This window comes from Lysinibacillus irui (genome assembly GCF_028877475.1).
GTDB lineage: Bacteria > Bacillota > Bacilli > Bacillales_A > Planococcaceae > Lysinibacillus > Lysinibacillus irui.
Map to the genome: position 1 here is coordinate 117,501 of NZ_CP113527.1, position 12,944 is coordinate 130,444.

The following is a 12,944-nucleotide window of genomic DNA, read 5'->3' on the forward strand; positions in this document are numbered from 1 at the left end:
TAACAAACACATTTATTTTTTAAGTTTTTTATAGGCTTAATAACATTAGTAAGGTTTCAAGACACAAGCAGTTCTAGGAAGCAATCGAGTGAATGAAGGAGCGTACTTCAGTACGTAACTGATTGAACGAGTGAAGCTGACAACGAAATGCGATGTGTATTGAAAGCTGTAGGTTAAGTTATTAAGGGCGCACGGCGAATGCCTTGGCACTAGGAGCCGAAGAAGGACGGCACTAACACCGATATGCTTCGGGGAGCTGTAAGTGAGCTTTGATCCGGAGATTTCCGAATGGGGGAACCCACTACGTTTAATCGCGTAGTATCTTGACGTGAATACATAGCGTCTTGAAGGCAGACCCAGGGAACTGAAACATCTAAGTACCTGGAGGAAGAGAAAGAAAAATCGATTCCCTGAGTAGCGGCGAGCGAAACGGGAAGAGCCCAAACCAAGAGGCTTGCCTCTTGGGGTTGTAGGACACTCTATACGGAGTTACAAAAGAGCGAGTTAGATGAAGCGACTTGGAAAGGTCCGCCAGAGCAGGTAAAAGCCCTGTAGTCGAAAGTTCGTTCTCTCCTGAGTGGATCCTGAGTACGGCGGAACACGTGAAATTCCGTCGGAATCCGGGAGGACCATCTCCCAAGGCTAAATACTACCTAGTGACCGATAGTGAACCAGTACCGTGAGGGAAAGGTGAAAAGCACCCCGGGAGGGGAGTGAAAGAGATCCTGAAACCGTGTGCCTACAAGTAGTTAGAGCCCGTTAATGGGTGATAGCGTGCCTTTTGTAGAATGAACCGGCGAGTTACGATTACGTGCAAGGTTAAGCTTTAGAAGGCGGAGCCGCAGCGAAAGCGAGTCTGAATAGGGCGAAATAGTACGTGGTCGTAGACCCGAAACCAGGTGATCTACCCATGTCCAGGGTGAAGGTAAGGTAACACTTACTGGAGGCCCGAACCCACGCACGTTGAAAAGTGCGGGGATGAGGTGTGGGTAGCGGAGAAATTCCAATCGAACTTGGAGATAGCTGGTTCTCTCCGAAATAGCTTTAGGGCTAGCCTCGTGATGAGAATACTGGAGGTAGAGCACTGTTTGGACTAGGGGGCCATCCCGGTTTACCGAATTCAGACAAACTCCGAATGCCAGATATTTATACACGGGAGTCAGACTGCGAGTGATAAGATCCGTAGTCAAAAGGGAAACAGCCCAGACCACCAGCTAAGGTCCCAAAGTAATCGTTAAGTGGAAAAGGATGTGGCGTTGCACAGACAACCAGGATGTTGGCTTAGAAGCAGCCATCATTTAAAGAGTGCGTAATAGCTCACTGGTCGAGTGACGCTGCGCCGAAAATGTATCGGGGCTAAACGATTCACCGAAGCTGTGGATTGACATCTACGATGTCAGTGGTAGGAGAGCGTTCTAAGTGCGTTGAAGTCAGACCGGAAGGACTGGTGGAGCGCTTAGAAGTGAGAATGCCGGTATGAGTAGCGAAAGACGGGTGAGAATCCCGTCCACCGTATGACTAAGGTTTCCTGAGGAAGGCTCGTCCGCTCAGGGTTAGTCGGGACCTAAGCCGAGGCCGACAGGCGTAGGCGATGGACAACAGGTTGATATTCCTGTACCACCTCCTCACCGTTTGAGAAATGGGGGGACGCAGTAGGATAGGGTAAGCGCGCTGTTGGTTATGCGCGTCCAAGCAGTAAGGCGTGTGTGTAGGCAAATCCGCACACTGTAACGTTGAGCTGTGATGGCGAGTCCGTATGGACGAAGTTCCTGATTTCACACTGCCAAGAAAAGCCTCTATCGAGGTGAGAGGTGCCCGTACCGCAAACCGACACAGGTAGTCGAGGAGAGAATCCTAAGGTGTGCGAGAGAACTCTCGTTAAGGAACTCGGCAAAATGACCCCGTAACTTCGGGAGAAGGGGTGCTCTTGAGCGTGCAAGCGCATGAGAGCCGCAGTGAATAGGCCCAGGCGACTGTTTAGCAAAAACACAGGTCTCTGCAAAACCGTAAGGTGACGTATAGGGGCTGACGCCTGCCCGGTGCTGGAAGGTTAAGAGGAGTGGTTAGCGCAAGCGAAGCTGCGAATTGAAGCCCCAGTAAACGGCGGCCGTAACTATAACGGTCCTAAGGTAGCGAAATTCCTTGTCGGGTAAGTTCCGACCCGCACGAAAGGCGTAACGATCTGGGCACTGTCTCAACGAGAGACTCGGTGAAATTATAGTACCTGTGAAGATGCAGGTTACCCGCGACAGGACGGAAAGACCCCGTGGAGCTTTACTGTAGCCTGATATTGAATTTTGGTACAACTTGTACAGGATAGGTAGGAGCCAGAGATCTCGGAGCGCCAGCTTCGAAGGAGGCGTCGGTGGGATACTACCCTGGTTGTATTGAAATTCTAACCCATGCCCCTTAGCGGGGCAGGAGACAGTGTCAGGCGGACAGTTTGACTGGGGCGGTCGCCTCCTAAAAGGTAACGGAGGCGCCCAAAGGTTCCCTCAGAATGGTTGGAAATCATTCGTAGAGTGTAAAGGCACAAGGGAGCTTGACTGCGAGACCTACAAGTCGAGCAGGGTCGAAAGACGGGCTTAGTGATCCGGTGGTTCCGCATGGAAGGGCCATCGCTCAACGGATAAAAGCTACCCCGGGGATAACAGGCTTATCTCCCCCAAGAGTCCACATCGACGGGGAGGTTTGGCACCTCGATGTCGGCTCATCGCATCCTGGGGCTGTAGTCGGTCCCAAGGGTTGGGCTGTTCGCCCATTAAAGCGGTACGCGAGCTGGGTTCAGAACGTCGTGAGACAGTTCGGTCCCTATCCGTCGTGGGCGTAGGAAATTTGAGAGGAGCTGTCCTTAGTACGAGAGGACCGGGATGGACACACCGCTGGTGTACCAGTTGTCTTGCCAAAGGCATCGCTGGGTAGCTATGTGTGGACGGGATAAGTGCTGAAAGCATCTAAGCATGAAGCCCCCCTCAAGATGAGATTTCCCATTACGCAAGTAAGTAAGATCCCTCAAAGACGATGAGGTAGATAGGTTCGAGGTGGAAGTGTGGTGACACATGGAGCTGACGAATACTAATCGATCGAGGACTTAACCAAATTGTTTGAAGCAGTCAATGCGCCGTTTATCCAGTTTTGAAAGAACAATACTTTCAAAAATGAGAGCTTCAAGACACAAGTAGAACAAGGAAGCAACCGAGTGATTGAGGGAGCGTACTATTGTACGTGACTGATTGAGCGAGAGCAGCTGACGCAGTAATACGCCGTGTATTGAAGGTCGAACATAGTCTAGTGATGATGGCAAAGAGGTCACACCCGTTCCCATACCGAACACGGAAGTTAAGCTCTTTAGCGCCGATGGTAGTTGGGGGCTTCCCCCTGTGAGAGTAGGACGTCGCTAGGCAATTAAAAGACCAGAGAAAATATTCTCTGGTCTTTTTTGATACCTTAAAATTCAAGAGCACTTCTAAGATTATTAATATATGATTGGCTCACAGGTAATTCACTTCCGTCAATTAATGTAACAATAAAGTTTGATGTTAGGTCTCGTGCCATCTTTTTTATAAAATAAATATTTACAATATAGGAACGATGAATGCGAATAAAGTAGGTCGGTAATCTTAATTGAAGCTCTTTGAGTGTAATATTCGTTTTAAACTGTTCTTTTTCTACATAAAACCATGTTTTTTTCTGCAAGCTTTCTATATGAGATATTCTATCGATTGCTACTGGCTTCCATTCCTCCTCCTGCTTTCCTGTTAAAAACTGAAATGGTTCAGTTTTTTTCTTGGTGAAGGTGGACGGTAAGACAACGACCAGTGCAGCTGGTTTATGATCAATGTATATTGGATAACCCATACCGTAATATGGCGTATCGAATAAGGAATTATCTAATATGGCATCTGTTTTTTTCTGAGTCCGTAGCACTTGCTCCGCAATACTCCCTGGCATCACTTGTTGTCCGATCTCTAGATGAATATTTTGATGGCCTGAGTGAAAGTAAATATAAGAATTATCAACTGCAATTGCAAAGGATGAATCGGCTGGTACCCAGTCTTGCATCATTAAAATATATTGTTGTGAAATATCTTTTGCAAATGAATTTACCTCATTGTTCATTGTAACATCCCCCTTGTTTGTAAACAGCCTTCCAAATTTCATCGTTTAAAAAGGTAGTTTTATCCTGAAATTCCGATATTTTATCAAAAAATAGTGAAAATTTAAACACTCTGTTATATATTAATTTACAACAAATAAACCTGTTATGGAACAGTGAATTAAAAGTTTTTTAACAGAGTATATTGTACACAAAGGGGAAGGTGGAATTTCAATATGTCAACTCGTCAAGAAAGAATCGAAGCTTTAGAAAAACAATGGGCTGAAAACCCACGCTGGGCTGGTATTGAGCGCACATATTCAGCTGAAGAGGTTGTTAAATTACAGGGCACAATTGTACTTGAACAAACATTAGCCCAAAAAGGCGCTACTAGACTTTGGAATTCGTTACATGAGGAACCGTTTATTAATGCATTGGGGGCATTAACGGGTAATCAGGCAGTGCAACAAGTAAAAGCCGGATTAAAGGCTATTTATCTATCAGGCTGGCAAGTAGCTGCGGATGCAAACCTTTCTGGACAAATGTATCCTGATCAATCTTTATACCCTGCTAACTCTGTACCAGCAGTAGTAAAACGTATCAATCAAGCACTACAACGCGCCGATCAAATTGATCATGCTGAAGGTCGTGTCGATCAATTTGATTGGTTCGCACCAATCGTCGCAGATGCAGAAGCAGGTTTTGGTGGTCCTCTAAACGTGTTTGAACTTGTAAAGGGCATGATTGAAGCTGGGGCTGCTGGTGTTCACTTAGAAGATCAATTAGCGTCAGAAAAGAAATGTGGGCATCTAGGCGGTAAAGTTTTACTTCCAACACAAAATGCTATCCGTAATTTAATTGCTGCTCGATTAGCAACAGATGTTATGGGTGTAGATACAATTTTAATTGCTCGTACGGATGCAGATGCTGCAGATATGGTTACTTCAGATATTGACCCACGTGATGCGGAGTTCATAACTGGTGAACGTACACCAGAAGGTTTCTTCCGTACAAAAGCTGGTATTAAACAAGCAATTGCTCGTGGATTAGCTTACGCACCATATGCAGATTTAATTTGGTGTGAGACTTCCAAACCATCACTTGAGGAAGCTCGTGAATTTGCTGAAGCAATTCATGCTGAATTCCCAGGTAAAATGCTTGCGTACAATTGCTCACCTTCGTTCAACTGGAAAGCAAATCTTTCAGAAGAAGAAATTGCAGAATACCAACGAGAACTTGGTAAGTTGGGTTACAAATTCCAATTTGTTACGTTAGCAGGCTTCCATGCACTTAACCACTCCATGTTTGAGCTTGCACATGATTATAAAGATAATGGTATGGCTGCATATTCTAAACTACAGCAAGCTGAATTTGCTTCTGAATCCAAAGGGTATACAGCTACACGCCATCAACGCGAAGTAGGTACTGGATATTTTGATGAAATTTCTCAAGTTATTTCTGGTGGTACTTCTTCTACAACAGCAATGGCAGGCTCTACTGAAACTGAACAGTTTGTTTAAGTAACATTTTATACGTGTTTTCCTAAATTCATAATCATAGAATAGTCTCCTCCGTTTCTCCTAAAACGGAGGATGACGAAACTAAAATTGCAAAGGTGGGTAAACAACTAATGGAACAAGCAACAACAGGTAAGCTTAAAATTGTTGGAGAACAGAACGAGCAAACAAAAGAAATTTTAACACCTGAAGCTCTTAATTTTGTTCTTGCCCTGCATGAAAAATTTGATACTCGCCGTAAGGAGTTGTTGGATGCTCGTCAAGAACGCCAAAAACGACTTGATGCGGGAGAAAAGCTTGATTTCTTAGCAGAGACGAAGCATATTCGTGAAGGTGATTGGACAATTGCACCACTTCCAAAGGACCTGCAAGATCGCCGTGTTGAGATTACAGGACCTGTTGATCGTAAGATGGTTATTAATGCTTTAAACTCGGGAGCAAAAATGTTTATGGCATGTTTCGAGGATGCTTCTTCTCCGACATGGGAAAATATGATTGGTGGTCAAATTAATATGCGTGATGCTATTAATAAGACGATAGAATTTTCACAAGCATCCAATGGTAAAACGTATAAATTAAATAAAGAAACAGCAGTGCTTTTAGTTCGTCCACGAGGTCTACACTTGCTTGAGAAGCATGTTCTTGTCGATGGAGAGCCGATTTCAGGTAGCTTCTTTGATTTTGGTTTATATCTATTCCATAATGCAAAAAATGCGCTAGCGCAAGGTACTGGTCCATATTTCTATCTGCCAAAGCTTGAAAGTCATTTAGAGGCTCGTCTATGGAATGATGTCTTTGTATTTGCCCAAGATTATATTGGCATTCCACAGGGAACAATAAAAGCTACTGTACTAATTGAAACGATTTTAGCGGCGTTTGAGATGGATGAAATTTTATATGAGCTACGCGAACATTCAGCTGGTCTGAATTGTGGACGTTGGGATTATATTTTCAGTTATATTAAACGTCTTCGCAATCAAGCTGATGTTATTTTGCCAGATCGTGGGCAAGTAACAATGACCGTACCGTTTATGAAGGCCTATACGTCTTTATGCATACAAACATGTCATAAGCGTAATGCACCAGCAATGGGGGGAATGGCTGCACAAATTCCTGTTAAAAATGATGATGAGGCGAATGCTATAGCATTTGCGAAAGTGGCAGAAGATAAACGTCGTGAAGCAACAGAGGGGCACGATGGTACTTGGGTAGCACATCCTGGTATGGTTGCAACTGCAATGGAGCAGTTTGATGCCATTATGACAACACCTAACCAAATTCATAAAAAACGTGAGGATGTACACGTAACTGCAGAAGATTTAGTAGCGGTGCCAGAGGGAACAATTACGCTTGAAGGTCTTCGTATTAACTGTAGTGTCGGTGTACAATATATTGCTTCATGGCTACGGGGTAATGGTGCTGCACCAATTAACAACTTGATGGAGGATGCCGCAACAGCAGAAATTTCTCGTACGCAAGTATGGCAATGGATTCGTCATCCAAAAGGAATCTTAGATGATGGACGTGGTATTACGTTAGCATTTGTCCTAGAAATATTGGAAGAAGAGCTTGTGAAGATTAAAGAGGCTGTTGGGGAACAAGCTTATAGCAGTGGTCGCTACATTGAAGCAGCTGAACTGTTTAAATCCTTAATTGAGCAAGATGAATTTGCGGAATTTTTGACACTTCCAGGATATGAAAAATTAGCATAAGACATAAATCTACTATCAGCATATTTCAACTTTCCTAATTCCACTAACATAGCGTGACGGGGTCTGTTCCCCCGTTTAGGCTAAAGAGATGAGCACGATTGAATTAAAGGGGTCTACTAATAAAAGTAAAGAGATTTTAAAGGGGTGAAAGATCTCTTACTAGCTTTGATGGGGAGCTTGTAAGGCATCTTTTATTAGGGGAATCCGCGTTAATATGGTAACGCGGATTTTTTCTATATTAGTTTACGATAGCAAGTACAAAGCCGTCATAGCCTTTTACACCAACTGTTTGTATAGCTGTTGCCTCAATTCTAGGTTCCTCTTTTAGTAGTTCCATAAATTGCTGAATACCGCGTACACGTTCATCCTCACTATTTTTATCAGTTATTGCACCATCACGTACTACATTATCTGCAACGATTATAGCACCTAAATGAGCTAATTGTATGGCCCACTTCAAGTAAGCGGGGTTATTCGGTTTATCAGCGTCAATAAAAATAAAGTCAAATAAGCGCCCTTCATTTTTTAACTCTGGCAATGTTTCTAATGCGTTTCCAACAATAACCTCAATTTTTTCCTCATAACCTGCATTCTTGATATTTTTCCTTGCAACCTTTGCGTACTCTTCATTAATTTCTAAAGTAACTAGTTTACCTTCTCGAGGAAGAGCTTGGGCTAAGCAAATACTGCTATAACCACCAAGTGTGCCAATTTCTAAAATATTTGCTGCGGCTTTCATTTTGGCTAATAAATATAATAGTCTCCCTTGCGTAGGAGATACATCGATCTCTGGAATACTTGCAGCTTTATTCGTCTGTAGTACAGCATTAAGATGTTTGTTTATTGGGAGGAGCTTATCCATAAAATAATGATCTACATTTTGCCAAACATTCATCTCTGTCATCATACAGTCCTCATTTCTTTAATTTATACGTGCAAGCTTGCAAATAAAGTGTATGATAGAATGAATCATAATAAAAATATATTCTAATTATTTATGTATAACTTTAGATTATGAGTAGGAGTAAAATCATGAATATTCATGGCTTAAAATTGTTTTATCAAGTTGCAACTACAGGTAGTTTCACAAAAGCTGCAGAAATATTACGTATAAGCCAGCCCGCTGTTTCGAGTCAAATTAAACGATTCGAACATGAAATAGGAGTACAGCTTTTTAAGCAACAGGGACGAGGGGTAGTTCTCACAGAATTTGGTGAGGCACTAGCGGAGAAAGCTCAAAATCTTATCGCCCTTGAACATCATATTGAAACATTTATAGAAGAATACCGGCTTGCAAAGGCAGGAAATTTACATATAGTCGCTACCTACCTGCCAGCAAATTTTCTAATTCCAAAATGGGCTGCTCACTTCAAGGCTGTAAATGAGCATGTCAATTTAATGATTACAACGACCAATACAAAGGATGCCTTTGAACAACTTATTCATTATAAAGCGGATATTGCTATTTACGGGGGAGGAATGTCCGAAAGACCTAAAGAAATAGAGTGGGAGGAGCTTTATGAAGATGAATTATGGTTTGTCGTGTCTCCAACTCATCGCTATGCACACCAAAACATTACCTTAGTTGAAATGTTTCAGGAGCCGTTTATTATGAGAGAGGAAGGAAGTTCGATGAGAGAGCATCTTTTTTCACTATGCCAAACATATCAGGTGAAACCTCCGAACATTGCGCTTCAATTTAATGGAATTAATGAAACAATTCGATCGGTCATGGCGGGTTATGGAGCGAACTTTATTTCTTCTCTTGCAGTTAGAGAATATGTAGAGAATGGGCAATTGGCTAGGGTTTATGTTAAGGATATCCATGCTATTAAACATAAAATTGCTATTTGTACGAGGAACAATGAAAAGCATAACTTGCTTGTACAAAAATTTATTGAAACCATCAAGAGTTCTCCTATTTGATATGTACATCATGCATAATAGTAGGAAATTTGTTATACTAGTTATATAACAATATGGAGCTGATAAACATGTTCATTCAAATAGAGCCACAATCGGACGTACCTATTTATGAGCAGGTGACACGTCAAATCATTGAAGGCATTGCAAGAGGTGAGATGAAGCCAGGGGATACCCTACCATCTGTTCGGAGTTTAGCTGCTGATTTAGGTGTAAATATGCATACTGTTAATAAGAGCTATCATGAATTAGAAGCCAAAGGTATTATAGTTATTCGGCCAAAATCGGGAGCTATTATAAGTTCTACAGAGGAGCGAGCTTTGACACCTGAGCAATTACAACAAATCGAAAAGAATTTGAAGCCTGTTGTGGCAGAAGGTATGGTGCTCGGCGCAACAGCAGAACAAATTGAGCACATGATGAAAAAGGTGTTCGCTGAATTGCAAATACCAGCAGAGGGAGTGTAGCACAATGCTACTTGGTGTTTTTATAACGATCTACATCATGACATTAGCTTTGCAATTGGTGGTTCCTTATATTGTGCGAGATACTATTGTTTTTGGGGTCACTGTACCAGATCAAAATATTATGCACCCCGTCTTAGCTAAAATGAAAAAGCAGTATGTTCAATTAGTAGGGGTCACTGGAATAGTATTCTTACTCATTATGATTATTAGTTACAATTGGTTAGCCCCTTCTGAATCAATTCAAAGTATCGTTTTATTAAGCTGTCTATTTAGCATGCTTACGGTCAGTATGGTGCTGTACTGGATAAGTCATCAAAAGGTATCAAGGCTGAAAAAGCAGGAACAATGGGGGGTAAATATTAAGCAAGTACGTGCCGTTGATTTAACTGCGCGAAGCCGTGATGAAATGCTACCTTGGTCATTTTTTGCTGTACCTTTAGGAATTTCAGTATTTTTAATCATTTACACAATGCTCCATTACGACCAAATGCCGAATGATATAGCTGTACATTGGGGGCCAAGTGGAGAAGCGGATGAGTGGAGGAAGAAGACGTATTTTACGGCTATTTCGTTGCCGCTTGTTATGCTAATGATGCAATGGATGATGTGGGGAGTTAGCGATTCCATTAAACGTTCTGCAATTAAGCTGGCTGTCAATCGCAAAGAACAATCATTAGAGGACCAGCTAAAAACTCGAAAATATATGAGCTGGCATATATTGTTGATTAGCTATGCTTTAACCATCTTATTAACAGTGTTACAACTAAGCAATATCTATCCCTTCATGACTGTAGGCTATAAGCTATTGCCAGTCTTTATTTCGTTTTTAGTTGTACTGTTTGGTTCACTATTTATTTATATTGTGAAAAAGCATAAACATAAAGTACGCTATGAAGAAAATATTGATTCACAAGTAATGGATGTAGATGAAGATAGGTATTGGAAGGGTGGCTTAATTTATATTAATCGACAGGATCCTTCCGTTTTTGTGGAAAAACGCTTTGGAGTAGGGTGGACGATGAACCTTGCGAATCCTAGAGGTTATATTTTCATTGGTCTGCCTTTTGTGTTATTGCTGTTGATTTCAATTTTTTCGTTATAAAATAATAGTAATTTGTAGGGGGAAAATTCGTTCCATGTGAACGGATTTTTTCTTATTACTGGAGGTAGGCAGATGAAAATTCTTGTAGTCGATGACGATATTCATATTTTAAAACTAGTTACAATTTATTTAACAAAGGAAGGTTATCAAGTGTTATGTGCAGAAAATGCCGAGCAGGCACTAGCATTACTTGAAGGAAGTCTACCTGATTTAGCTGTTGTAGATGTAATGATGCCAGGAATGGATGGTTTTACACTAACTGAGACTTTAACACAAGATTATGACATTCCTGTCTTATTATTAACAGCGAAAGGCGAGTTAGAGGATAAAGAGCGAGGCTTTTTAGCAGGATCAGACGACTATGTTGTAAAGCCCTTTGAACCAAAAGAGTTATTATTTCGCATAGCAGCTATATTACGGAGATTGGATAAGAAAAATCAAATAACGATTCAAGTTGGAAATATAGTGATTGATCGCCGAAGTTTTGAAGTTGTAATAGGAGAAGATACTCTTATTCTTCCTTTAAAGGAATTTGAATTACTGGCCTTATTGGCGTCACGGCCCCATCAAGTGTTTACGCGTAGCTATATTATGGAGCAAGTATGGGGCTATGACTATGATGGAGACGAGCAAACGCTGAATACACATATGAAGCGGATTCGCGAAAGAATAAGTAGGTATGACACTGCTGTTGAGATCACAACAGTGCGTGGTGTGGGCTACAAGCTAGAGGAAACAACATGAAGACTTTATACAGTAAATTTGTAGTGACGACAATGCTTGTCATGATTGGTAGCTTATGTATTGGTTTTTTAGCGACGAATACATATTATCATCAAGTGGTAAAAGAAAAAAATGATGCAAAAAATGTTACTATAGCTCAGGATATTGCGCAATATATTGAAACGGCCAAGCCAGAGGATTTAGATCATTACTTGATGACACTGGGCAAAGTTGGCTATCAAATATATGTAACATCAGGTGAGGAAGGGCAATTTTTTGGTGGAGAATATCGAGATAAAACATTGTCAGCATCTGTTGTTGAACGTGTTTTAAATGGAGAAGTCTATCATGGAATGCGAGATTTTCCAAAGGAAACTTTTGTAACAGGCTTTTTTGCTAATGAACTAATTAATACAATTGGTGTGCCATTTACATATGAAAAAAGGCCATACGCATTGTTCATAAGACCTGATATTCGTTTATTATTTTCTGAGGTGCATACGATACTTGCTGGATTAATGCTCGTTATGACCGTATTGAGCCTATTAGCTATGCTAATGTTTGCTAAAGCATTAATTCGTCCAATTACAAAGCTTACAGCTGCAACACAACAGCTTGCACATGAAAAGTTTGACACTGTTTTAGACATTGATCGTGCGGATGAAATCGGTCAATTAGCGGCTAGCTTTAATACGATGACAGAGAAATTACAAGAAAATGATCGTTTGCGGAAGGAATTTATTAGTAATGTATCACATGATTTTCAGTCTCCTTTGTTAAATATTCAAGGCTATGTAGATCTCCTTAAAAATCCTTTGCTAACTGAGCAGGAAAGACAGGAATATGCAGGGATCATTGAATTAGAAACAAAGCGTCTATCTACATTAACCAAGCAATTATTATTACTAACATCGCTGGATCAATCGACAAGAATGGTAAAACGGGAACGATACAGCTTAGACGAACAACTGAAAGAAACAGTACGAAAATATCGTTGGCAAATAGAAGAGGCACAGCTGCAGATATCATACAAGCTAGATCCAATTCATTATGATGGCGATGCAGGACTTTTGCAAAATGTGTGGGATAATTTGTTGACGAATGCTATTAAATATAATGTAAACGGTGGGCAAATACAAATCCAATTACAAAAGAAAACTACCTCACTAGAAATCCTTGTGGAGGATAACGGTAGAGGCATGACTGCTGATCAATTAGCTAAAGTATATGATCGTTTTTACCGAGGTGACGCCTCTAGAACCACGCAAGGAACGGGGCTAGGACTGGCGATTGTCAAACAAATTATAGAGCTCCATGGAGGCACTATCCATATGGAAAGTGCAATAGATGCTGGTACAAAGGTAACTATTGATTTACCCATTTTGTCATAAGGAGTTCATGTAA

General features: G+C 41.3%; 9 protein-coding genes and 2 rRNA genes. 9 read left to right on the forward strand and 2 right to left on the reverse strand.

Annotated features, from left to right (window positions below):
* Positions 1-171: 171 nt before the first annotated feature.
* Both OU989_RS00620 and rrf read left to right on the forward strand, forming a co-directional pair.
* Positions 172-3,099, forward strand: a 23S ribosomal RNA gene (locus tag OU989_RS00620).
* A gap of 188 nt (positions 3,100-3,287) precedes the next feature.
* A 5S ribosomal RNA gene (rrf, locus tag OU989_RS00625) occupies positions 3,288-3,403 on the forward strand.
* Between the two features lie 44 nt (positions 3,404-3,447).
* On the opposite strand, the gene OU989_RS00630 is transcribed toward rrf, so the two are convergent.
* Complete coding sequence (locus OU989_RS00630) at positions 3,448-4,119, reverse strand: LytTR family DNA-binding domain-containing protein (protein WP_274795191.1); 672 nt, start codon at positions 4,117-4,119, stop codon at positions 3,448-3,450.
* A gap of 213 nt (positions 4,120-4,332) precedes the next feature.
* On the opposite strand from OU989_RS00630, the gene aceA reads away from it, so the two are divergent.
* On the forward strand, positions 4,333-5,616 hold the full coding sequence (gene aceA, locus OU989_RS00635) for an isocitrate lyase (RefSeq protein ID WP_274795192.1): 1,284 nt from the start codon (positions 4,333-4,335) through the stop codon (positions 5,614-5,616).
* Between the two features lie 110 nt (positions 5,617-5,726).
* Positions 5,727-7,325 (forward strand): malate synthase A, encoded by a 1,599-nt coding sequence (gene aceB, locus OU989_RS00640; RefSeq protein ID WP_274795193.1) that lies wholly within the window; start codon positions 5,727-5,729, stop codon positions 7,323-7,325.
* Positions 7,326-7,563: 238 nt separating this feature from the next.
* On the opposite strand, the gene OU989_RS00645 is transcribed toward aceB, so the two are convergent.
* Positions 7,564-8,229 (reverse strand): O-methyltransferase, encoded by a 666-nt coding sequence (locus OU989_RS00645; protein WP_396631772.1) that lies wholly within the window; start codon positions 8,227-8,229, stop codon positions 7,564-7,566.
* A 128-nt stretch (positions 8,230-8,357) separates the two neighbouring features.
* Here OU989_RS00645 and OU989_RS00650 point away from each other — a divergent pair, with 128 nt between their 5' ends.
* The 5 genes from OU989_RS00650 to OU989_RS00670 all read left to right on the forward strand — a co-directional run bounded on the left by OU989_RS00650 (position 8,358) and on the right by OU989_RS00670 (position 12,931).
* Positions 8,358-9,251, forward strand: coding sequence for a LysR family transcriptional regulator (locus OU989_RS00650; protein ID WP_274795195.1), 894 nt, complete (start codon positions 8,358-8,360; stop codon positions 9,249-9,251).
* 68 nt (positions 9,252-9,319) lie between these two features.
* Entirely contained in the window at positions 9,320-9,715 is a 396-nt protein-coding gene (locus OU989_RS00655) for a GntR family transcriptional regulator (protein WP_274795196.1), read from the forward strand.
* Between the two features lie 4 nt (positions 9,716-9,719).
* Entirely contained in the window at positions 9,720-10,817 is a 1,098-nt protein-coding gene (locus OU989_RS00660) for a DUF1648 domain-containing protein (RefSeq protein WP_274795198.1), read from the forward strand.
* 72 nt (positions 10,818-10,889) lie between these two features.
* Positions 10,890-11,561: a response regulator transcription factor gene (locus OU989_RS00665; protein WP_274795199.1), complete on the forward strand. Its 672-nt coding sequence runs from the start codon at positions 10,890-10,892 to the stop codon at positions 11,559-11,561.
* The gene (locus tag OU989_RS00670; RefSeq protein WP_274795200.1) at positions 11,558-12,931 is read left to right on the forward strand and encodes a HAMP domain-containing sensor histidine kinase; all 1,374 of its coding nucleotides are present in this window, start codon (positions 11,558-11,560) and stop codon (positions 12,929-12,931) included. Before OU989_RS00665 ends, OU989_RS00670 begins: the two co-directional genes overlap by 4 nt.
* Positions 12,932-12,944 lie beyond the last annotated feature (13 nt).

Excerpts from the sequence above, each read along its gene's own strand:
- OU989_RS00630 (WP_274795191.1), bottom strand. The coding sequence starts at position 4,119 with ATGAACAATGAGGTAAATTCATTTGCAAAAGATATTTCACAACAATAT.
- aceA (WP_274795192.1), top strand. The coding sequence starts at position 4,333 with ATGTCAACTCGTCAAGAAAGAATCGAAGCTTTAGAAAAACAATGGGCT.
- aceB (WP_274795193.1), top strand. The coding sequence starts at position 5,727 with ATGGAACAAGCAACAACAGGTAAGCTTAAAATTGTTGGAGAACAGAAC.
- OU989_RS00645 (WP_396631772.1), bottom strand. The coding sequence starts at position 8,229 with ATGACAGAGATGAATGTTTGGCAAAATGTAGATCATTATTTTATGGAT.
- OU989_RS00650 (WP_274795195.1), top strand. The coding sequence starts at position 8,358 with ATGAATATTCATGGCTTAAAATTGTTTTATCAAGTTGCAACTACAGGT.
- OU989_RS00655 (WP_274795196.1), top strand. The coding sequence starts at position 9,320 with ATGTTCATTCAAATAGAGCCACAATCGGACGTACCTATTTATGAGCAG.
- OU989_RS00660 (WP_274795198.1), top strand. The coding sequence starts at position 9,720 with ATGCTACTTGGTGTTTTTATAACGATCTACATCATGACATTAGCTTTG.
- OU989_RS00665 (WP_274795199.1), top strand. The coding sequence starts at position 10,890 with ATGAAAATTCTTGTAGTCGATGACGATATTCATATTTTAAAACTAGTT.
- OU989_RS00670 (WP_274795200.1), top strand. The coding sequence starts at position 11,558 with ATGAAGACTTTATACAGTAAATTTGTAGTGACGACAATGCTTGTCATG.